This window comes from Pseudomonas sp. FG47 (genome assembly GCF_057809115.1).
Map to the genome: position 1 here is coordinate 1 of NZ_JBMDJI010000039.1, position 20,170 is coordinate 20,170.

Genomic DNA, 20,170 nt, shown 5'->3' on the forward strand with positions numbered 1-20,170 from the left:
CTCAGGGCAGCAGCATGAACCTTAACCGGTGTCCAAAATTACTTGACCAGATCACAGTTGAACCTGTGCGGAGTCCTGAACAGGACGAGGCAGCAGTCTTAAAATTCTGGAGCTGGGACCTGATGAAGCGGGCGCAACGTGCATCGGGGATGGGAAATCCTGTTGATGAGGTGCTTACCGAGGGCGGGGACCCTAATGGCTTCGTCAGGGAAGTGCATGCTGACCAGGGGGGGCTCAGCCGTCGAGCGGGGATATTGTTTTATGTTTCCCATGATGGAGTACCACAGCACTGCTCGGCTACGGTGCTGAAGTCTGCGCAAGGAAATCTGGTGTTGACCGCCGCACATTGCGTTATGGACGTTGGTGAGGTCTGGAAGCAGAAGATGCTCTTTGTACCAGCCTACGACGGTGAGGCTGAAGAGGGTAAGCGCACCCCCTTTGGGCGCTGGCCGATTCGCTACATGTACATTCCGCACTTGAGGGCGCATCTGGACGAGGAGTCGGACGTGGCCATCGTCAGCACATTTGCGCAGGGCGGCCAGTCACTGGAGCAGGTAGTGGACGGTGGGAGCCGAGCCTGTCTTTCTGAGCGCGGCAGTCAGTTACCCAACAGCCAGATGTGGGGTTATCCAGGTGGCGGTTACGGTGGGGGAGAGATGCAGCGCTGCTTATCGCGGATGGGCGATCTTGAGGGCAGCAGCGTTGTTGGCACGCCTAATTGCTCGACGATATCGGGCACTAGTGGAAGCGCTTTTCGATTTCAGTCGAACGATGACTGGGCCATTGCGGTGGTACATGGTCCGGGGCAAAGCACACGGCTGCGCGAAAGCACTTTCCAAGCCCTCTACAAGTTGGCAAGTGAGTCTGATGCAGTGGTTCCGCGTTGCTTGACGACGGGCGTGAACTCTTCGGAGCACGCCGCGCCACAGCACTAGTGCCCTGTCTCGGAAATAAGCTGTTCACTTTTGGCGGCGTCCTGTGCGCTCGGCCGCTCGCCAAAAGAAATCCGAGACAGGACATCAGGGCAGATAGATGCTCAGATCAAGGAAGACTGCCAGTGTCGCCTTTGTCAGCCTGGCTGGAGGCTGTTTGGTGGGGCACTGGGCGCACAAACTTACGCCCGATGCAGTTCCCTGGCGATGGATCAGTGAGTACGTGCTACCGCAAACTCGCTGAGCTCGATCAGGGCGTCCCGGTACTCGCTGGCCGGCAGCACTTCCAGGCAGGCGATGGCGCGGGCGACGTAGTCACGGGCCATTTGCGCGGTGTACTCCAGGGCGCCGGATGCCTCGACGGCGATGCGGATCTGTTCCAGGTCCTCCAGGCCACCTTTCTGGATCGCCTGGCGCACCAGCGCGGCCTGCTCGGCGGTGCCTTCGCGCATGGTGTAGATCAGCGGCAGGGTCGGCTTGCCTTCGGCCAGGTCGTCGCCGACGTTCTTGCCCAGGGTCTCGGAGTCGCCCTTGTAGTCCAGCAGGTCGTCGACCAGTTGGAAGGCCACGCCCAGGTGATCACCGAAGGTGCGCAGGGCCTCGCGCTGCTCATCGCTGGCGCCGGCCAGCGCCGCGGCGCTGTGGGTCGAGGCCTCGAACAGCATCGCGGTCTTGCCGCGGATGACGTCCATGTACACCTCTTCGGTGGTGCTGGCGTCGCGCACCCGCGACAGCTGCAGCACTTCGCCCTCGGCGATCACCCGGGTGGCCTTGGAGAGGATCTGCATGACCGGCATCGAGCCCAGCTCGACCATCATCTCGAACGAGCGCGAGTACAGGAAGTCGCCCACCAGCACGCTCGGCGCGTTGCCCCACAGGGCATTGGCGGTGGAACGGCCACGGCGCATGCCGGACATGTCGACCACGTCGTCATGCAGCAGGGTGGCGGTGTGCAGGAATTCGATGGTCGCCGCCAGCAGGCGCAGGTCATCGCCTTCGCGACCCAGGGCCTTGCCGCACAGCAGCACCAGCAGCGGGCGCAGGCGCTTGCCGCCGGCGGACGTGATATAGTCGCCGATCTTCGATACCAGCGGCACGCGCGAGGTCAGCTGCTTCTTGATGATCTCGTCGACGGCGCTGAAATCGTCAGCTACCGCGCGGTAGAAAGATTGGGGTTGCATCGGCTGCTCCATTGAGGTTGCGCGGCATGCTAGGTCGCAGGTACCGGTGTGTCAAGGCGCGCTGGCCGTGGCCCGGGGCCGGCACTTGCAAGCATTTCTTGGGTTGCGTACAATCGCGCACCCTAACTTTCCTGGGCAGCACCTGCCTTACGCAATTGCACCGGGCCGTTCCAGCCTCGTGCAGCCATGCCAGCCAATACTCATCATATAAAGCGCTGGGTGAGCAGGATTATCGGAGATTCAAAATGTCTTACGCAGTAATCGTTACCGGCGGCAAGCAGTACAAAGTCGCTGAAGGTGAATTCCTCAAGATCGAAAAACTGGAAGTCGCCACTGGCGAATCCGTGACCTTCGATCGCGTTCTGCTGGTCGCCAACGGTGAAGAAGTCACCATCGGTGCTCCAGTGGTTGCTGGCGCTAAAGTAGTGGCCGAAGTCGTTTCCCAAGGCCGCCACGACAAGGTTCGCATCATCAAGTTCCGTCGTCGTAAGCACCACATGAAGCGCATGGGCCACCGCCAGTGGTTCACCGAAATCAAAATCACCGGTATCCAGGCTTAATCCGCCCCGATCCCCTGAATTTATTGGAGAATTGAACCATGGCTCACAAGAAGGCTGGTGGTAGTACTCGTAACGGTCGCGACTCAGAATCGAAACGCCTTGGCGTGAAGATGTATGGCGGCCAGGTTATCAAGCCAGGCAACATCATCGTCCGCCAGCGCGGCACCGAATTCCACGCCGGCTACGGTGTTGGCATGGGCAAGGATCACACCCTGTTCGCCAAGATCGAAGGCGTGATCAAGTTCGAGAAGAAAGGCGAGTTCATGCGCCGTTACGTGAGCATCGTCGCAGCCTAATCGCGACGTCGCTCCAGAAGCCCCGTCATGCGACGGGGCTTTTTCGTTTGTGGTGAGCCTCTTGCAAAGCTGTTTGTCTGGGCTGCCGGCGTTGGTTTCTGATGGTACGGGGCCGCCGCGCTCATTTTTGCAAGAGCCTCAAGGTTTTTTGGTTTTCGACTCGTCACCTGACGAGAGGCGGTTTTGAATGAAGTTTGTAGACGAAGTATCGATCCGGGTTAAGGCCGGTGACGGCGGCAACGGTTGCATGAGCTTCCGCCGCGAGAAATTCATCGAGAACGGTGGCCCCAACGGCGGCGACGGCGGCGATGGCGGCTCGGTGTACATGGTGGCCGACGAGAACCTCAACACCCTCGTCGACTATCGCTACACCCGTCACCACGAAGCCCAGCGCGGCCAGAACGGCGGCAGCACCGACTGCACCGGCAAGAAAGGCGAGGACCTGTTCCTGCGCGTGCCGGTCGGCACCACCGTGATCGACGCCTCGACTCAGGAAGTCATCGGTGACCTGATCACCCCCGGCCAGAAGCTGATGGTCGCCCAGGGCGGCTGGCATGGCCTGGGCAACACCCGTTTCAAGTCGAGCACCAACCGTGCGCCGCGCCAGACCACCCCTGGCAAGCCGGGCGATCAGCGTGACCTGAAGATGGAAATGAAAGTCCTGGCCGACGTCGGTCTGCTGGGCCTGCCGAACGCTGGCAAGAGCACCTTCATCCGCTCGGTTTCGGCGGCCAAGCCGAAGGTCGCCGACTACCCGTTCACCACCCTGGTGCCGAACCTGGGCGTGGTCAGCGTCGACCGCTGGAAGAGCTTCGTCATCGCCGACATCCCCGGCCTGATCGAGGGCGCTTCCGAAGGCGCCGGCCTGGGTATCCGCTTCCTCAAGCACCTGGCCCGTACCCGCGTGCTGCTGCACCTGGTAGACCTGGCGCCGCTGGACGGCAGCAGCCCGGCCGATGCCGCCGAGATCATCATCAACGAGCTGGCGCAGTTCAGCCCGGCGTTGGTTGACCGCGAGCGCTGGCTGGTGCTGAACAAGGCCGACATGATCATGGACGACGAGCGCGACGAACGCGTCAAGGAAGTGGTCGAGCGCCTGAACTGGGATGGTCCGGTGTACGTCATCTCGGCCATCGCCAAGCAGGGCACCGAAAAGCTCAGCCACGACCTGATGCGCTACCTCGAGGACCGCGCCGACCGCCTGGCCAACGACCCGGCCTACGCCGCGGAACTGGCCGAGCTGGACCAGCGCATCGAGGACGAGGCCCGCGCCCAGCTGCAAGCCCTGGACGATGCCCGCACCCTGCGCCGCACCGGCGTCAAGAGCGTGCACGACATCGGCGACGATGACGACTGGGATGATTTCGAGGACGACGAAGACGGCCCGGAAATCATTTACGTGCGCGACTGATCGGTTGCAGTACACTAAACGCCGCTCTTTGGAGCGGCGTTTTTGTATCCAAGGTATCTACAGATTCGACATAGGTTGGAAGAGAAGATGCGAAGCAAGGTGACGGGCGCCAAGCGCTGGGTCGTGAAGATCGGCAGCGCGCTGCTGACCGCCGATGGCAAGGGCCTTGACCGGGGCGCGATGGCGGTCTGGGTCGAGCAGATGGTGGCCCTGCGTGAAGCGGGCGTGGAACTGGTGCTGGTTTCCTCCGGCGCCGTGGCGGCGGGCATGAGCCAGCTGGGCTGGACCACGCGACCGAGCGCGATGAACGAGCTGCAGGCCGCCGCTTCGCTGGGCCAGATGCGCCTGGTGCAGGCCTGGGAGTCGAGCTTCGGCGAGCACGGCAAGCACACCGCGCAGATCCTCCTGACCCATGACGACCTCTCCGACCGCAAGCGTTACCTGAACGCCCGCAGTACCCTGCGCACCCTGGTCGACCTGGGCGTGGTGCCGGTGATCAACGAGAACGACACGGTGGTTACCGACGAGATCCGCTTCGGCGACAACGACACCCTGGCGGCGCTGGTGGCCAACCTGGTGGAGGCTGACCTGCTGGTGATCCTCACCGACCGCGACGGCATGTTCGACGCTGACCCGCGTAACAATCCCGAAGCCCAGCTGATCTACGAAGCCCGTGCCGACGACCCGTCGCTGGACGCCGTGGCTGGCGGTACCGGCGGCGCCCTCGGTCGCGGCGGCATGCAGACCAAGCTGCGCGCCGCGCGCCTGGCCGCCCGTTCCGGTGCCCACACCATCATAATCGGCGGGCGTATCGAGCGCGTGCTGGATCGCCTGAAGGCCGGCGAGCGCCTGGGCACCCTGTTGTCGCCCGAGCGTGGCATGCTCGCCGCGCGCAAGCAGTGGCTGGCCGGGCACCTGCAAACCCGTGGCACCCTGGTGCTCGACGATGGCGCCGTGAAGGCCCTGCGCGAATCGCACAAGAGCCTGCTGCCGGTGGGCGTGAAGACCGTGCAAGGCAGTTTCCGCCGCGGCGAGATGGTGGTCTGCGTCGGCCCCGATGGCCTGGAAGTTGCCCGTGGCCTGGCCAACTACAGCGCCCTGGAGGCGCAGAAGATCATCGGCCAGGCGTCCGACGCCATCGAAAGCCTGCTGGGCTACAGCGCCGAGCCTGAGCTGGTGCACCGCGACAACCTGGTGTTGGTCTGAAGGAGATGCAAGTGCTTAAAGGATTGATTGCCGCCGCCGCGCTGGCGCTGCCGCTGCTGGCCGGGGCCGAGGAAATCGGCCAGGTGTCCACCGTGTTCAAGTTCGTCGGGCCGAATGATCGCATCGTGGTCGAGGCGTTCGACGACCCGAAGGTCGATGGCGTGACCTGCTACCTGTCGCGAGCCAAGACCGGCGGCTTGAAAGGGGGCTTGGGTCTGGCCGAGGATCGCGCCGAGGCGTCGATTGCCTGCCGTCAGGTCGGGCCGATCCACTTCAAGGGTGAGCTCAAGGATGGCGAGGAGGTGTTCAAGGAACGCACCTCGCTGGTGTTCAAGACCATGCAGGTGGTGCGTTTTCTCGACAAGAAGCGCAATACCCTGGTGTACCTGGTGTACAGCGATCGCATGATCGAAGGCAGCCCGCAGAATGCGGTGACTGCGATTCCGATCCTGCCTTGGGCTCACTGATAGCCTGGTAGATCGCCGGGAGGCCTTTGGCCTCCTTTCGCGACACAAGGCCGCTCCTACAGGGGAACGCATATCCCTGCAGGAGCGGCCTTGTGCCGCGAAAGGGCCGCAAAGCGGCCCCAATTACCTCAGGCCAACTCTTCGGCCTCATCCTCGCGCACGATGGCCTTCACTTCATCCAGGCGGCTGATGTACTTCCAATCCGCCTCGTCGATGTAGATGCCGTTCGGCCCGCTACCGCCTTCCAGGTCGATCGCCACCCGCGCCGACACCTGCGGCTTCACGCTCGCCAGGATCGGCACGAAGCCCAGTTGCTGGCTGGTCTCCAGCAGCGCGGCCTGGTTGCGTTCGTCGATGTCAGCCGCCTCGTCCAGGTAGTACGGCAGGCGAATGCGCCCGGCCAGGTCGCGGTCCATCAGGTGCAGCAACAGGTACATGTTGGTCAGCGCCTTGATGGTCATGGTGGTGCCGTTGGACGCCGCGCCGTCGATGTCGGCATGGATCACCGGCTGGCCGTTGATCTTGGTGATCTCGAAGGCCAGCTCGAACAGGTCCTTCAGGCCCAGCTGGTTGTGGTTGGCCGCCACCAGCCGTGCCAGGTACTCCTTGGCCTCTTCGTTCTTGTGGTCCTGCTCGGCGCTCTGCGTGAGGTCGAACACCGACAGGGTCTCGCCTTCCTCGTACTGGCCGGCGCTGTGGATGATCTGGTCGATGTGCTTGAGCGCTTCCTTGTTCGGCGCCAGTACCACGCGGAAGCTCTCCAGGTTGGACACCTGGCGCTTGTTGATCTCGCGGTTGAACAGCGCCAGCTGGTGCTCCAGGCTGTCGTAGTCGCTGCGGATGTTGCGCAGGGTCCGGGCGATGTCGGTGACCGCCGCGCGGCGGGCCTTGGCCAGGGTCAGCGCTTCCTCGGTGCGGTGCGAGTAGGCGTTGATCAGCAGTTGCAGGCGGCGCTCCATGTCGTCTTCGCTGTCGAACTTGGCCACGCCTTTCAGGCGCACCTGGGCATACAGCGCCTCGATCTGGTTGTCCACGCGCTGCAAGGCCTGCCAGCTGTCCTGGTAGTCGTTGAGCAGTGGCAGCAGGTTGTCCATGGAGTCGTCGATGGCTTCCATGAACGGCGTGCCGAACGGCAGGTCGGCCGGCAGCAGCTGGCGACGGCGCAGGGCGTCCTCCAGGGTGCGCTGCTTGGCTTCCAGGTCGGCGATCTGCCGGCCTACCAGTTGCAACTTGGCCGACAGCTGCTGGACGCGCTCGGTGAAGGCGTCGCTGGAGCGCTTGAGCTCGTCCTGGGCGGCTTCCAGCTGGCCCAGTTGCTCCAGCTTTTCCGGCTCTTCGGCGCTGAGGGTCTCGGTGCGGCGGTAGTCTTCCAGGGCTTTCTGCGCATCCAGCACCTGCTGGTACAGGGCTTCGGTCTGGGCCTTGCTGGCGGCGCGGTCGAGGGCCACGGCCTGCTGGGTCTTGAGCTGCTTGAGCTCCTTTTCCAGGCGTTCTTTCTGGTCGCGTAGGGCGGCGCGGTCGGCCAGGGCCTGCAGGGCTGGCGGGTCGATGTGCGAGATGTCGATGGACAGGCCCGGCACTTCGAAGCGCTCGCCCTTGAAGTGGTCGAGCACGCCTTCCAGGGTTTTCACCCACACGTCGCTGTCGTCCAGTTCGATGCCGCGCTCGCCCAGCGGCAGGCTGAACAGCGCGCCGTTGAACAGGCGCATCAGGCGGTCGACATCCTGCTGCGAGAACTCCTCGCGCAGGCGCGCGTAACTGTTGTTGTCGGCGTGGTCGAGCTGCTGCTTGACCGCCTTGACGCGTTTCTCGAGGTCGCGCACGCGCTCGTCGAGGTCCTCGGCGGAGAACTGGCGCGACTGGGCCAGGGCGCCGGCCAGCTCGTCGTGGGCGTCCTTGGCCGCCAGCAACTGCTGCTCCAGGACCTTGACGTCGTCGACCAGGGCGAAGCGGTGCTTGAGCACCGACAGCTCGCCCAGCCAGCGCTGGATGCCGGTGATTTCACGCTCCAGGCGCATCAGCTCCTGGGTGCCGCCGCGCTGGTCGTTCTGCAGGCGGTCCTGCTCGCCACGGTAGTGTTCGGCCTGGATGGTCAGCTCTTCCTTGCGCGCCATGGCGTACTCCTGCCAGGTGCCCAGCAGGTTGTCGAGCAATGGCGAGATGCGGTGCAGCTTGCCGCGCAGGATGTCGCGCTGGGCCACGCCGCCGGCCAGGGCCTCGACCAAGGGGCCTGCGGCCACCAGGGCGTTGTAGTCGCCTTCCATGCGGCGCACGTCGCGGAACGCCTCTTCGCAGGCGGCGATGTAGTCGACGCTGCCCGAGCGCAGGCTGTGCTCGAAGGCGTCGAGGAACAGCTGCTTGAGCTTGGCGGCGGTGATCTCGCGCATGTGCAGCAGGTTGATGAACAGCGCGCGGAAGGTCTTCAGGCTCTGCTCGCTGGTCGAGCGCAGCGGGATCAGGGTCAGGTCCAGCGGCACCGAGGTGTGGCCACCGACCAGCAGCCGGCGCAGTTCGTCCGGCTTGAGCTCGTAGGCCTTCAGGCCGTGGCGCTCGAGGTTGGTGAACAGCTCTTTCTGGCGCAGGCAGGTGTCGTCTTTCTGGTAGTGGGCCAGGTCCAGCTCGCCCTGGTAGGCGAAGAACTGGTGGCCGAAGCCGCCACCTGGGCCGCGGCCGACCACGCCGATCACGTGGGGGCCGTGGGGCAGGTTCAGCTCGCAGAGGATGTAGCTGGTGTCGCTGGCGAAGTAGAAGCGCCGCGACTGTTCCAGGCTGTACTTGCCGAAGCTCATGTCCGACATGCGCGCCAGGATCGGGAACTGCAGGGCGTTGATCGACGCCGATTTACCCAGGTTGTTGGCGCCATAGACCGACAGCGGGTGTTCCAGGGGGAACAGGCCGAGGCTGTAGCCGGCGGTGTTGAGCAGCGCGAAGCGGCGAATGCCGTAGCGTTCCTGGCTCATGCGTCAATCTCCTGTTGCTCTTCGCGGATCGCCCGGGCCAGGGCGTCTTCCTCGCTCTCTTCGCCATCGAAGGGCGACAGATCGAGCGGGTCGTCGGTGCGATTGAGTTGTTCGGGGGTCTCTTCCTCGACCAGTACTGGCACCGGCAGCGGCAGGTCGCTGTGCAAGGTGGCGGCCAGGTCGCGGTCCTGCTGCACCGACAGGCACACGTCGAGGAAACGGTGCATCGGTGGCAGGAAGCGGTAGATGCCGCCTTCCTCGTGGGCGAAGCCGAGCTGGGTCATGCGTCGCAGGATCTTTTCTTCCAGCTCCTCGACGGTCTGCACCTCGGCCTGCAGGAACAGGTCGCGGTACTTGTCCAGCAGCGAAGGCAGCTCGTCGCGGCCGATGCTGCCGCCGTCGAGTACCACCATGGGGTCGCGGCCCTGGTCGGCGAGGTGCTCGACCAGGATGAAGGTGAACAGCGACAGGCGCTGGGCGGTCTTGTTCACCTGCGCGGCGGCTTGCTCGGGAACGAAGTAGTAGAAGCCACGGGTGTCGCACACCAGCTCGAAGCCCAGGGCCTTGAACAGGGTGCGGTACTGGTCCTGGAAGTTCGACAGCTGGGCGTACAGCTCCGGGTCGCGGCGGCTGACGTGGAAGCCCTTGAACAGCTCGCGGAAGATCGGCGCGAGCTGGGACAGTTCGGAAAGATCAAGATGCATGGGTGGGGCTCGCGGTGGATTCGGTCGTGGTGGCCGGCTGGTTTGCGCGGCTGGACGTCAGGGCGAAGGAGCGCAGGCTGACCAGGTGTTCGCGGGTGGTGTACTGCTGGCGGTCGAGGCGTTGGCGGCTGAAGCGCTTTTCCCGCGACAGGCGCGAGAACCAGTACAGCAGCTCGTCGGTGGCGCCCTCGGGCTCCTGTTCCAGCAGCCAGACCATCAGGTCTGGTAGCGGCAGGGCGTCTTCGCAGCGCTCGAGCATTTCCTTGACCGTGCGTGGCGCGCGCGGGATCGGGCCCTTGTGGGTCTTGTGCGCTTTTGGGAAGCGCGCCGGCTTGGGCTCGAAGCGGGCCAGGGCGTAGACGTAGGCCTCGACCTGGCTGGCGCTGCCGAGGAAGGTGCTCTGCGGGCGGGTGAACATCGGCATGGCCGCTTGCGGCACGGCGTCGATGCCTTTCTTGCGGATCACCGACAGGGCCAGCGCGGCACCGCGGGTCACGGCATTGTGCCGGCGGGCTTCCTCGCGCAGCGGCAGCAGCAATTCGCGGGCGTGACGCAGGGTCAGCTGGGCGCTGGTCTGCATTTCGAGGATTCGCGCGTGGGTGCGCAGCAGCATGTCGTCGTCGACCAGGTGGCCCAGGCGCGCCTGCTCGCCCAGCAGGCGCAGCAGCACGGTCTCGACCTTGCGCACGCCCTGTTCGAAGGCGCCGTCGGCGTTGACCAGCTGGATCATCGGTTCGACGTATTCGTCCCAGGTCGCCAGGACCTCGGCGTAGCGCTGGCGCAGGGGGATCTGCCGGTTGCTGGTCTTGGCCCGCTCGGCCACGGCCTGCAGGGCCTGCTCGTCGTTGTCGAGCTTCTTCAGCACGTCGCGCACGCGCATGTCGAGCAGGCGCAGCTGGCGCGCCAGGTCGTCGCTGTCGCGGTTGTCGAAGGCATCCTGGATATGCCCGGCCAGGCGTTCCAGGTGGCGCAGGTAGGCCTCGATCTCCAGGCACAGGCCCAGCCGGTGCTCGCGGCGCAGGTAGGCGAGGAAGTCGTGGATCTGCGCGTTGAGCTCGAAGCGGTTCGGACTCTTGGCCACCGGGACCAGGATGTCCAGGCGGATCCATACGTCGAGCAGCTGGGTGATGTCCTGCGGGGTGCTTTCCACCTGCTGGCGGGCCAGCTGCTGGCGCAGCTCGACCAGGCTCAGGGTGCCCTGGTCGAAGCGCTCGCACAGCGGCTCGATCAAGGCCCAGTGTTCGGCTAGGGCGCGCAGGACGCGCTTGGGTTCGATCATTGGCGGGTCGACTCGTTGCCAAATAAAAGGGGCGATTGTACTGCATCCAGGGGGGAGGATTTCACCCCTTGGTCCGTTATGGGGATAACCCTGAGGCGCAAAGGGGGATTCACTGGCCCGCGATGACCGACAATCTGTTGCGGCGCATCCCAGGTAACGGCGTTAGAATGGCCGACTGTCACGAATACCCCGGATACCCGCCCCTTGCTGATCGAGTCCCGTCGCCGCGCCTACCTGTCCGCCATGCAAGTGGTGCACTGGCTGCCGCGCGCCGAACTGCCGTTCGCCGCGCCGTCGCGGCCAGAGCTGTTGTTGCCGGTGGCGCCGGTCGATGAGGTCGACTTCGAGGTGCGTCCGGCCGCGCCTGCGCCGAGCTCCACCCCGGCAGCCCCTCAGGCGCGTGCCGAGCGGCCGAAGATCGAGATCCCGCGCCCGGGCAGCACGCCGAAAGTCGCCGCCAAGCCGGTCGAGGCCGAGGCCGAGCCTCCCGCGCCGCGTCCGGCGCCTGTGCCACCGCCACGCTTCGCCCTGCAGTTGCTGCGTGCCGGCGACTGTCTGCTGCTGGTGGAACTGGCCACCGGCCAGCCGTTCCAGAGCCGCGACCCGTCCTACCTGCTGCTCAAGGACATGCTGCGCGCAGCCGGCCTGCCGGACGCCCCGCAGATCATTGGCGAGCCGGTACGCTGGCCGTTGCTGATGCGCGGCAACATGGACCAGGGGCCGGATGCCGCCCGGGACTTTGTCCAGGGCTTTATCGCCGCCCGCCTGGAAGAGGCGCCGTGCGCCTGCCTGTGGCTGATCGGCCTGCCGGCCATTCGCTTTGCCGGCCAGGTCGATGCCGAGGCCTACTACCAAGAACTCAAGGTCGACCTGCTCGGCGATGCCTGGGCCTTGCCCGGCCTTGAACTGTTGATGGACGAGCCGCAGCGCAAGGCGGACGTCTGGAAAGCCATGCGCCAGCTGATGGCGCGCTGGAAACGCGTTGAATGAGTGACTCGATCAGTTTCCGCCCGGCGACCGAGGCGGATCTGGATACCCTGCTGAAGATCGAATATGCCGCCTTCAGCCATCCCTGGACCCGCGGCATCTTCCTGGATGCGCTGAAGTCCTACGAAGTGTGGCTGATGTTCGACGGCCAGCAGCAGGTCGGCCATGGCGTGATCAACGTGATCATCGACGAGGCGCACCTGCTCAACATCACCGTCAAGCCGGAGAACCAGGGCTGTGGCCTCGGCCTGCGCCTGCTCGAACACCTGATGGCCCGGGCCTACCAGCTCAATGGCCGGGAGTGTTTCCTCGAGGTGCGTGCCAGCAACCAGTCGGCGTATCGCTTGTACGAGCGCTATGGCTTCAATGAAGTCGGCCGGCGCCGTGACTACTACCCGATGGCGGGCGGGCGGGAAGATGCGCTGGTGATGGCCTGTACGTTGCTCGAAGACTGATTTCGCACGCTGTCTTGTGTTGGGGCCGCTACGCGGCCCCTTGTGCAGGTAACTCAGATCTCTGGGTGCTGCACTTCGACCGGTTTACGCAGGTCGCGCAAGCTGCGCGTCACCGTTCCGGTATTGCACTTGGCCGCTGCCTGCTCCGGGGTCATCTCGCGGATGGTGCGGTAGAACAATTCGCAGGTCTGTTTCTTCTGGGTTACCTGCCACTTGCTGGTGCAGGCATCCAGGGTGAGCTTGGCATCGGCCTGCGGGTTGCGCCCCATGCCGGCCTGCCAGCAGGCGGCGGAGAGGTCCTGGCCCATCATCTTCAGGCCTGCGGCGTCGGCCTTGTCCTGGTCGCCGTCGTAGCTTTTCGGGTCGGCGGCGTACCAGATCGCGCTCGGGTGGTTGGCGCCGAGCACGGGCACCTTGGCGCTGTTGGCCTCGGGGCTGATGCTCACCAAACCGAGCACGTTGACCTTCGGCCCATACTGCTGCTGGATCCAGGCCCGCACCGGCGCGCCGAACGCGACCATCGGCAAGGCGCCTTTGCCATCGTGGGTCAGGGCCACTTCCTTGACCATGCGCACCTGGTAGTCGTTGAAGTAGCTGTAGACCCCTTCCAGGTCCTTGCCAGCGCTTGCCGGCGCGGCGATCGGGGCGATGTCGACGATGGTCTGGTAGGCCGGGGTCTGGGTAGCCTCGACACCGTTGAAGGTCAGCAGCTGCGCCCAACGGTCGGTGGTGTTGGACTTCAGGTAGTCCTGGTAGCGGGTCAGCGAATAGTCCGGCGGGAAGTGCAGCAGTTCGATGCTGCGGCGGTTCTCCAGGGCCATGCCCAGGGGCAGGAACAGGTACCAGCTGTAGTCCCAGCCGCCTTTCTGGTTGAGGCGGGTGGCGCCCTGGTAGGCCAGCTCGCCGCTGTCGAGCAGCTTGCGCAAGGGTTCGGCGTAGCTCGCCGGTACGTCGGTGATGCTGGCGTGCAGCTTGTCGTTGTCGCGGTTCACCGTGACCTTGGCATTGGCATAGCCGTCGCGCTGCACGCTCTGGGTGAGGTAGTGCTCGACGGTCTGTTCGAGGGTCCAGTCGCGATAGCAGATCACGTTGCAGTTGTTGGGGTAGGCGAACAGCCGGGTCACGCGCTGGGCGTCGCCCAGGTCGATCTGCGCGTCGGCCATGGCCAGGCCGCTGAAGGCGAGGGCGGCCAGGCCCGATACAGCAATCTTGTGCATGCTTAACTCCTTGTCAGTGGCCGCCAGGACGGCGGACCGAGCATGGTGGATGAAGAGGTGGGGGAATGAAAAGCGCCAGGATATGGCTATTGGCTAGCGCGCTGCTCGGGCTGGGTGCGGTCCAGGCCGATGAGCGCGATGTGTGGATGTTCGCCCAGTGGGCCGGGGATCACGAGAACCGCAGGTTTCGTGAAATGCTGGTGGACGCCCGGCTGTATGGCGTGGTGCCGATCCATCAGTTGCTGCGCTCGGCCTCGGACTGGCGCTTGTGCAAGGCTTCACCCTTCGCGGTGCCGCCGGCCAGCCATTGGCCGGCGGTGCGTTCGACCCTGGCATTGATCAAGACCTTGGACCAGCAGGGCATCCTGCCTCAGTTCGAGGTGGTGTCGGCCTACCGCGATCCCCGGCTCAATGCCTGTGCCGGCGGCGCGCCGAGCAGCGCGCACATGCGCGCTTTCGCCGTCGACTTGCTGCTGCCAGCCTGGGCCGACCCTAACCCGCTGTGCCGCTTCTGGCAGCAGCACGGCCAGGCCTGGAGCATGGGGCTTGGCCGTTACCCCTCGGGGCGTATCCATATCGACACGGCCGGCTATCGCACCTGGGGCGGTGATGGCGGGGCCGGCTCGTCGTTCTGCAGCAAGCCCAGGTGAGCCAGGCAGGCCTGGCACTCGTCGCCGACCCACTGTGCGAAGTGCTGACGCTTGCCGCCGTCGTCCAGTGGCCGCGGGCTGAGCAGGTGGTAGCCGGAGCCATCGCGCAGGAAGCTGTACGGCGCCTGTAGCTGGCCATTGTCCAGTTCGTCGCGAACCATCAGCGCCGAGGCGATGGCCAGCCCCATGCCCGCGCTGGCGGCCTGGAGCGACAAGTAGAAGTGCTCGAAGTCGCTGCGCGCCGTGTGCCGGATGCCGTGGCCGCTCAGGCGTAGCCAGGTGGCCCAGGCATCGGGGCGGGTGGCGCTGTGCAGCAAGCGTTGCTCCTTGAGGTCTGGCCTTGCGACCGGGCCGATCCACTCATCGCAGATCTTCAGGCTGTGCAACTGGCGATCCCAATGGAAGTCATCGCGGCGCAGTGCCAGGTCGATGCCGCCACGGGCGAAGTCCACCGGCCCGCCGGCCGCCACCAGGTGCAGCTGCAAGCCGGGGTGTGCGGCGTGAAAGCGCGGCAGGCGCGGGATCAGCCAGCGCATGGCGATGGTCGGTTCGCAGGAGACCACCAGAACGTTGTCTTCAGGCTGCTGTTGCAGGCGCTGCACGGCGCCCTGCAATTGCTCGAAGATCGACTGGGTGGTGCTGTGCAGCTCGCGCCCGGCGGGGGTGAGGAAGATCGCCCGGTTGCGCCGTTCGAACAATGCCACGCCAAGGCTTTCCTCGAGCAGGCGCACTTGGCGGCTGACGGCGCCGTGGGTGACGTGCAGGTGTTCGGCGGCGCGCACGAAGCTTTCAGTGCGGGCGGCGATGTCGAAGTAGCGAAAGGCGGTAAGGGGAGGCAGTTTCATGTGCTGGCCTGTTCCGGCTTTATCGCGGGGCAAGCCCGCTCCCACGAGTGCAGTGTGAAGCGCGCGATAGGCCAGTCAATTCAATGAAAATAGGTGAGTAAAACTAGCAGATTTGCCAGACTATAAATCGATTTTTACTCGTTCAAGGCACCAGGATAATTCTATCTTCCGTGAATTTTCCTCGAGGATACCTGTTTGTGAACGAACTCATCGCTGTCGCCCTGTTCACCATCCTGGCCGTCATAAGTCCCGGCGCCGACTTCGCCATGGTCACCCGCAGCAGTTATGCACAGGGCCGCAAGGCTGGCCTCGCCGCGGCGGTGGGCATTGCCCTGGGCGTGCAGGTGCATGTGCTGTACACCGTGCTCGGCATTGCCGTGATCATCAGCCAGAGCCCGACCCTGTTCCTGGCCATGAAGGTGGTAGGGGCGGGCTACCTGGTGTACCTGGGCTATAAGTCGCTGACCAACACCACGCGCATCAGCCTCGACGGCCTGGCGCACGGCGAGGCCGGCGTGGCGAGCGCGTTGCGCACGGGCTTTCTGACCAACGCGCTGAATCCCAAGACCATGCTCTTCGTGGTCAGTGCCTACACCCAGGTGGTGCAGCCCGGCAGCCCGCTGGCGCTGGATTTCGCCTATGGCGCGTTCATGTCGTTCGCCCACTGGGTGTGGTTCAGCTTGGTGGCGGTGTTCTTTTCCAGTGCGCGATTGCGCGGGGCGATGATCGAGCGTCAGCGCACGGTGGATCGGGTAATCGGGGTAGCCTTGATCGGCCTGGGGCTGGCCGTTGTGGTAGCGGGGGTGAAATAGCTTATTCGCAGGCAAATAAAAAGGGCTTATCTTTCGATAAGCCCTTTTTAGAAGTTGGTGGCTACACAGGGACTTGAACCCCGGACCCCAGCATTATGAATGCTATGCTCTAACCAACTGAGCTATGTAGCCAACTTGGCGCGCATTATTAGCTCGAATCGCGATCCTGTCAACAGCGTTTTCAAAAAAATTTTCCAACCTTTCAAACGCTTAGCCGGGAAGGGCGCCTCAGCGCACGATCAGCCAATGGCCGAGCAGGTTGTGCAGGCGCAATTGCTGATCGGTGGCCAGGCGCTCGAGGCTCTGCGCCGGGTGGTCGAGGTCGAAGTCACCGCTGACCCGCTGATAGGCTGCTTGCTCGTTCATCATCCAGACACGCTGGCCACGGTAATCGGCCAGGCGCTCCAGCACTTCGCTCAACGGCAGGTTCCTGGCCTTCAGTTGGCCGTTGCGCCAGGCATCGGCCAATTTGGCATCAATCTTTTCCACCGGATTGATGCGGCTTTCGCTGAACGTCACTCGTTCGCCGGCATTCACCAGGCGCTGGTCGCCATCCTGCAGGACTGCGGCCTTGCCGCTGAGCACCACCAGTTCGTCGTGGTCGGCATGCCGGGCGATCTGCAGCCGAGTGCCGAACACCTGGATCCGGGTGTCATCGACCTGCACCTCCATGGCCCGGCCATCGAGCATCACTTCCAGGTACACCTGGCCCTGCACCAGCTGCAGTAGGCGGGTGCGGCCGCGCAGGTCGACGTTCATCGCGCTGGCGTTGTCCAGGTGCAGGGTCGAGCCGTCGGCCAGGCGCACGCTGCGTCGCTCGCCGATGTCGGTGTGCAGTTCGCTGCCCAGGCGTTGCAGCATGGGCCAATAGAGCCAGGCCAGCAGCGCCAGCAGCATCAGGAACAACAGCCCCAGCAGCAGGCCCATGCGGCTGTGACGCAGCTTGATGATCCGTGGCCGTGGGCGCGCCGCAGGTACCTGCAATTGTTGCCAGTAGGTTTCCAGAGCAGCGTAGGCATGGGCGTTGAGTGGGTCCTGGCACCACGCGGCGAAGGCCTGGCGCAGGCGTTCGTCGCAGCTGGGCTGGCGCAGGCGGGTGAACCATTCCAGGGCTTCGTGCTCAGGATCGGCTGGCGGCTGCAGGGCGGGCATCGGGCTCATGGGATCGGTCTGCTCGCGGGGGAGGGCGGGTTGGCCCAGTGTTTACGGGGATAAAGATGCTAATTATATTGAGAATTATTTACAAGTACGTAATGTGGAGGACGATCCCACAGGCACCAGCCTTGCTGGTGAAACCAGCGCCGTGGCGCAGGCAGCGGCTTTGCCGGTGTTCGCCGGCAGCCGGCTCCCGCGAGGCGGCGAGGGAATAAAAAGCTAGCTTCGTATCTATTTGTTTCACGATAATCGGATCCCACCCTGCGCTCGGATATCAGCCCATGGCCACCAGCAGTACCCAGCCCCCTCCCGTGAGCAACCCAGCCAACCCGCTGGTGATGCGCATCATCGGCTTCTGTGCCCTGGCCCACCTGATCAACGACCTGATCCAGTCGGTGCTGCCGGCGATCTACCCGATGCTCAAGGCCAACTACGACCTCAGTTTCGCCCAGATCGGCCTGATCACCCTGACTTTCCAGATCACCGCCTCGCTGCTGCAGCCATGGGTCGGCTTCTTCACCGACAAGCACCCGACCCCCAACCTGTTGCCCATGGGCACCCTGTGCACCTTGGTGGGCATCGTGATGCTGGCCTTTGTCGGCAGTTTCCCGATGATCCTGCTGGCCTCGGCGCTGGTGGGGATCGGTTCCTCGACCTTCCACCCGGAAACCTCGCGTATCGCCCGGCTGGCCTCGGGCGGGCGCTTCGGCCTGGCCCAGTCGACCTTTCAGGTCGGTGGCAACGCCGGTTCAGCTCTTGGTCCCTTGCTGGCGGCGGCGATCGTCATCCCGTTTGGCCAGGGCCATGTGGCCTGGTTTGGCGTGGCCGGGTTGTTCTTCCTGGCCGTGGCCCTGATGCTGCGCCGCTGGTACAAGGAGCACCTCAACCAGGCCAAGGCACGCAAGGCGCTGCAAGCCGGCCATGGCATCTCGCGCCAGCGGGTGATGCTGGCATTGCTGGTGCTGGGCTTGCTGGTGTTTTCCAAGTACTTCTACATGGCCAGCTTCACCAGCTACTTCACCTTCTACCTGATCGAGAAGTTCCAGCTGTCGGTGGCCAGTTCGCAGTTGCACCTGTTCCTGTTCCTTGGCGCCGTGGCGGCCGGGACCTTTTTCGGCGGGCCGATCGGCGACCGCATTGGGCGCAAGGCGGTAATCTGGTTCTCGATCCTGGGCGTGGCGCCGTTCACTCTGGCACTGCCGTATGCCGACCTGTTCTGGACCACCGTGCTCAGCGTGGTGATCGGCTTTATCCTGGCTTCGGCCTTCTCGGCCATCGTGGTGTATGCCCAGGAGCTGGTGCCGGGCAACGTGGGGATGATCGCCGGGATCTTCTTCGGCCTGATGTTCGGCTTCGGCGGTATCGGCGCGGCCTTGCTGGGGTACGTGGCCGACCTGCGTGGTATCGAGTACGTGTATGGGCTGTGCTCGTTCCTGCCGCTGTTCGGCTTGCTGGCGGTGTTCTTGCCGTCCACCGGCAAGCGTTGAAGGACTCGCGGGGCAAGCTCGCTCCCACAAACCTGCGTGGGAGCGGGCTTGCCCCGCGATTGACGTAATGCCCCCCCTGGCCTAGAGTGCCGCCTCCATTCTTCGACCTGCGTAGTTCAAGCGATGCGCCGTACCGATGTCTTCTGCTCCCTCCGCTCGTCTGTCGCACCGACAGCGCGCCGCGCGTGGCCGAGCGACACGGTACTCAAGCGTCGGCGCAGCGTGCTGTTCGCCTTCACCTTCTCGCCACACCTTGCCCTGAACTGATCCGCGCCCCTGCGTCCTGCGCCATCCCGGCGTGACCGCGGGCGCCTGCGTTCGAACATCTTTCAGCGGAATTTCCAGTCGGCCAGGGCCAGAGCCCCTGCGCGCCGGCTTGCAAGGAGTGGTACATGAACATGCGTTTGCTGGCGGGCCTGTTGTTCGCCGTGTCGGTGGTCGGTTTCAGCCTCGGGGCGAGCCTGCCGCTGGTTTCGTTGCGTTTGCATGAGGCGGGGGCGGGGACCCTGGAGATCGGTGTCATCTCGGCGATCCCGGCAGCGGGCATGATGCTCTCGGCCTTCATGGTCGATGCCTGCTGCAAGCATCTGACCCGACGGGTCATCTACCTGCTCAGCTTCAGCCTGTGCACCCTGAGCATCGCCTTGCTGGAGTGGGCATTCGACTCGATGCTGTGGCTGGCGCTGCTGCGCCTGGGGCTGGGGCTTGGTATGGGCATCGCGATCATCCTCGGCGAGTCGTGGGTCAACGAGCTATGCCCGGAGCACAACCGCGGCAAGATCATGGCCCTGTATGCCACCAGCTTCACTGGCTTTCAGGTGCTCGGCCCGGCGTTGCTGGCGCTGCTTGGCGCCGACAGTCCGTGGCTGACCGGGGTGGTCACCCTGTGCTACGGCCTGGCCCTGCTGTGCATCCTGTTCACCGTGCCCAACGACCATGTCGAGCATGCCGAGGACGCCAAGAGTTTCGGCCTGGCCGGCTTCTTCCGCGTGGCCCCGGCGTTGTGCGTGGCGGTGCTGTTCTTTTCGTTCTTCGATGCAGTGGTGCTGTCGTTGTTGCCGGTGTACGCCACCAGCCACGGTTTTGCCGTGGGCGTGGCGGCGCTGATGGTGACCGTGGTGTTCGCCGGCGACATGATCTTCCAGTTGCCGCTGGGCTGGCTCGCCGACCGGGTCGAACGCACCGGCCTGCACCTGGTGTGCGGGCTGGCGGCGATGGCGATCGGTATCGCATTGCCTTGGCTGCTGCAAATGACCTGGCTGCTGTGGCCATTGCTGGTGGTGCTGGGGGCGGTGGCCGGGGGGATCTATACCTTGGCGCTGGTGCTGATCGGCCAGCGCTTCAAGGGGCAGGACCTGGTGACCGCCAACGCCAGCGTCGGCTTGCTGTGGGGCGTGGGCAGCCTGGTCGGGCCGCTGGTCAGCGGCGCGGCGATGGACGTGGCGCCCCATGGCTTGCCGATGGCCCTGGCGTTGATGGCTGGGTTGTTCGTGTGCTTTGCACGCCAGGCCTATCGGCGGGCCGGCAAGCTGCAGGCGGCGGTGGATTGAGCCGCGAGTCAGTGCG

19 protein-coding genes and 1 tRNA gene are annotated in these 20,170 nt (G+C 64.6%); 12 read left to right on the plus strand and 8 right to left on the minus strand.

The genetic code is table 11. The features are described 5' to 3' along the window. Nucleotides 1–935, plus strand: a 935-nt coding sequence (locus ACODS5_RS20925) for a trypsin-like serine peptidase (protein WP_489109571.1), incomplete at its 5' end; no start/stop codon positions are given. 209 nt (nt 936–1,144) lie between these two features. On the opposite strand, the gene ACODS5_RS20930 is transcribed toward ACODS5_RS20925, so the two are convergent. After that, nucleotides 1,145–2,113 carry a polyprenyl synthetase family protein gene (locus ACODS5_RS20930; RefSeq protein ID WP_489109572.1) on the minus strand — a complete coding sequence of 323 codons (969 nt, stop codon included), beginning with the start codon at nt 2,111–2,113 and terminating at the stop codon, nt 1,145–1,147. Between the two features lie 245 nt (nt 2,114–2,358). Between ACODS5_RS20930 and rplU the strand changes: the two genes are divergently transcribed. The 5 genes from rplU to ACODS5_RS20955 all read left to right on the plus strand — a co-directional run bounded on the left by rplU (nt 2,359) and on the right by ACODS5_RS20955 (nt 6,053). Further along, entirely contained in the window at nt 2,359–2,673 is a 315-nt protein-coding gene (gene rplU, locus ACODS5_RS20935) for a 50S ribosomal protein L21 (protein WP_003247466.1), read from the plus strand. A 38-nt stretch (nt 2,674–2,711) separates the two neighbouring features. Continuing rightward, nucleotides 2,712–2,969, plus strand: coding sequence for a 50S ribosomal protein L27 (gene rpmA / locus ACODS5_RS20940; RefSeq protein ID WP_003247464.1), 258 nt, complete (start codon nt 2,712–2,714; stop codon nt 2,967–2,969). Nucleotides 2,970–3,156: 187 nt separating this feature from the next. Next, entirely contained in the window at nt 3,157–4,380 is a 1,224-nt protein-coding gene (gene cgtA, locus ACODS5_RS20945; protein WP_134693611.1) for an Obg family GTPase CgtA, read from the plus strand. A gap of 87 nt (nt 4,381–4,467) precedes the next feature. Continuing rightward, nucleotides 4,468–5,586, plus strand: a complete 1,119-nt coding sequence (gene proB / locus ACODS5_RS20950) for a glutamate 5-kinase (RefSeq protein WP_134693610.1) — start codon at nt 4,468–4,470, stop codon at nt 5,584–5,586. Nucleotides 5,587–5,591: 5 nt separating this feature from the next. Then, nucleotides 5,592–6,053: a CreA family protein gene (locus tag ACODS5_RS20955; protein ID WP_489109573.1), complete on the plus strand. Its 462-nt coding sequence runs from the start codon at nt 5,592–5,594 to the stop codon at nt 6,051–6,053. Nucleotides 6,054–6,181: 128 nt separating this feature from the next. Here the strand turns inward: ACODS5_RS20955 and mksF are convergent, their stop codons facing one another. Genes mksF through mksB form a run of 3 tightly spaced genes read right to left on the minus strand, consistent with a single transcriptional unit; the run spans nt 6,182 to nt 10,996 of the window. Continuing rightward, nucleotides 6,182–9,013: an Mks condensin complex protein MksF gene (mksF, locus tag ACODS5_RS20960; protein WP_489109574.1), complete on the minus strand. Its 2,832-nt coding sequence runs from the start codon at nt 9,011–9,013 to the stop codon at nt 6,182–6,184. Then, the gene (mksE, locus tag ACODS5_RS20965) at nt 9,010–9,717 is read right to left on the minus strand and encodes an Mks condensin complex protein MksE (protein ID WP_134693607.1); all 708 of its coding nucleotides are present in this window, start codon (nt 9,715–9,717) and stop codon (nt 9,010–9,012) included. The genes mksF and mksE overlap by 4 nt, the downstream gene beginning before the upstream one ends. Beyond that, nucleotides 9,707–10,996 carry an Mks condensin complex protein MksB gene (gene mksB / locus ACODS5_RS20970; RefSeq protein ID WP_134693606.1) on the minus strand — a complete coding sequence of 430 codons (1,290 nt, stop codon included), beginning with the start codon at nt 10,994–10,996 and terminating at the stop codon, nt 9,707–9,709. The genes mksE and mksB overlap by 11 nt, the downstream gene beginning before the upstream one ends. A gap of 204 nt (nt 10,997–11,200) precedes the next feature. On the opposite strand from mksB, the gene ACODS5_RS20975 reads away from it, so the two are divergent. After that, entirely contained in the window at nt 11,201–11,986 is a 786-nt protein-coding gene (locus ACODS5_RS20975; protein WP_489109575.1) for an energy transducer TonB, read from the plus strand. Next, nucleotides 11,983–12,438, plus strand: a complete 456-nt coding sequence (gene rimI / locus ACODS5_RS20980) for a ribosomal protein S18-alanine N-acetyltransferase (protein WP_134693604.1) — start codon at nt 11,983–11,985, stop codon at nt 12,436–12,438. The genes ACODS5_RS20975 and rimI overlap by 4 nt, the downstream gene beginning before the upstream one ends. A gap of 53 nt (nt 12,439–12,491) precedes the next feature. Here the strand turns inward: rimI and ACODS5_RS20985 are convergent, their stop codons facing one another. After that, complete coding sequence (locus ACODS5_RS20985; RefSeq protein WP_489109576.1) at nt 12,492–13,655, minus strand: hypothetical protein; 1,164 nt, start codon at nt 13,653–13,655, stop codon at nt 12,492–12,494. Between the two features lie 65 nt (nt 13,656–13,720). On the opposite strand from ACODS5_RS20985, the gene ACODS5_RS20990 reads away from it, so the two are divergent. After that, nucleotides 13,721–14,305 (plus strand): D-Ala-D-Ala carboxypeptidase family metallohydrolase, encoded by a 585-nt coding sequence (locus ACODS5_RS20990; protein ID WP_489109577.1) that lies wholly within the window; start codon nt 13,721–13,723, stop codon nt 14,303–14,305. Here ACODS5_RS20990 and ACODS5_RS20995 read toward each other — a convergent pair. After that, nucleotides 14,245–15,150 carry a LysR substrate-binding domain-containing protein gene (locus ACODS5_RS20995; protein ID WP_134693602.1) on the minus strand — a complete coding sequence of 302 codons (906 nt, stop codon included), beginning with the start codon at nt 15,148–15,150 and terminating at the stop codon, nt 14,245–14,247. The genes ACODS5_RS20990 and ACODS5_RS20995 overlap by 61 nt on opposite strands. A gap of 197 nt (nt 15,151–15,347) precedes the next feature. Here ACODS5_RS20995 and ACODS5_RS21000 point away from each other — a divergent pair, with 197 nt between their 5' ends. After that, nucleotides 15,348–15,962 carry a LysE family translocator gene (locus tag ACODS5_RS21000; protein WP_489109578.1) on the plus strand — a complete coding sequence of 205 codons (615 nt, stop codon included), beginning with the start codon at nt 15,348–15,350 and terminating at the stop codon, nt 15,960–15,962. Nucleotides 15,963–16,017: 55 nt separating this feature from the next. Here ACODS5_RS21000 and ACODS5_RS21005 read toward each other — a convergent pair. Further along, nucleotides 16,018–16,094 (minus strand) — tRNA-Met (locus tag ACODS5_RS21005). A gap of 96 nt (nt 16,095–16,190) precedes the next feature. Then, nucleotides 16,191–17,123: a FecR family protein gene (locus ACODS5_RS21010; RefSeq protein ID WP_489109579.1), complete on the minus strand. Its 933-nt coding sequence runs from the start codon at nt 17,121–17,123 to the stop codon at nt 16,191–16,193. Between the two features lie 275 nt (nt 17,124–17,398). On the opposite strand from ACODS5_RS21010, the gene ACODS5_RS21015 reads away from it, so the two are divergent. Then, a complete protein-coding gene (locus ACODS5_RS21015) occupies nt 17,399–18,604 on the plus strand; it encodes an MFS transporter (RefSeq protein WP_489109580.1) in 1,206 nt (401 codons plus the stop codon). Nucleotides 18,605–18,996: 392 nt separating this feature from the next. Further along, entirely contained in the window at nt 18,997–20,154 is a 1,158-nt protein-coding gene (locus ACODS5_RS21020; protein WP_134693996.1) for an MFS transporter, read from the plus strand. Nucleotides 20,155–20,170 lie beyond the last annotated feature (16 nt).

Coding starts and splice junctions, on each gene's coding strand:
- ACODS5_RS20930 (WP_489109572.1), bottom strand. CDS start 2,113: ATGCAACCCCAATCTTTCTACCGCGCGGTAGCTGACGATTTCAGCGCC.
- rplU (WP_003247466.1), top strand. CDS start 2,359: ATGTCTTACGCAGTAATCGTTACCGGCGGCAAGCAGTACAAAGTCGCT.
- rpmA (WP_003247464.1), top strand. CDS start 2,712: ATGGCTCACAAGAAGGCTGGTGGTAGTACTCGTAACGGTCGCGACTCA.
- cgtA (WP_134693611.1), top strand. CDS start 3,157: ATGAAGTTTGTAGACGAAGTATCGATCCGGGTTAAGGCCGGTGACGGC.
- proB (WP_134693610.1), top strand. CDS start 4,468: ATGCGAAGCAAGGTGACGGGCGCCAAGCGCTGGGTCGTGAAGATCGGC.
- ACODS5_RS20955 (WP_489109573.1), top strand. CDS start 5,592: ATGCAAGTGCTTAAAGGATTGATTGCCGCCGCCGCGCTGGCGCTGCCG.
- mksF (WP_489109574.1), bottom strand. CDS start 9,013: ATGAGCCAGGAACGCTACGGCATTCGCCGCTTCGCGCTGCTCAACACC.
- mksE (WP_134693607.1), bottom strand. CDS start 9,717: ATGCATCTTGATCTTTCCGAACTGTCCCAGCTCGCGCCGATCTTCCGC.
- mksB (WP_134693606.1), bottom strand. CDS start 10,996: ATGATCGAACCCAAGCGCGTCCTGCGCGCCCTAGCCGAACACTGGGCC.
- rimI (WP_134693604.1), top strand. CDS start 11,983: ATGAGTGACTCGATCAGTTTCCGCCCGGCGACCGAGGCGGATCTGGAT.
- ACODS5_RS20985 (WP_489109576.1), bottom strand. CDS start 13,655: ATGCACAAGATTGCTGTATCGGGCCTGGCCGCCCTCGCCTTCAGCGGC.
- ACODS5_RS20990 (WP_489109577.1), top strand. CDS start 13,721: ATGAAAAGCGCCAGGATATGGCTATTGGCTAGCGCGCTGCTCGGGCTG.
- ACODS5_RS20995 (WP_134693602.1), bottom strand. CDS start 15,150: ATGAAACTGCCTCCCCTTACCGCCTTTCGCTACTTCGACATCGCCGCC.
- ACODS5_RS21010 (WP_489109579.1), bottom strand. CDS start 17,123: ATGAGCCCGATGCCCGCCCTGCAGCCGCCAGCCGATCCTGAGCACGAA.
- ACODS5_RS21015 (WP_489109580.1), top strand. CDS start 17,399: ATGGCCACCAGCAGTACCCAGCCCCCTCCCGTGAGCAACCCAGCCAAC.
- ACODS5_RS21020 (WP_134693996.1), top strand. CDS start 18,997: ATGAACATGCGTTTGCTGGCGGGCCTGTTGTTCGCCGTGTCGGTGGTC.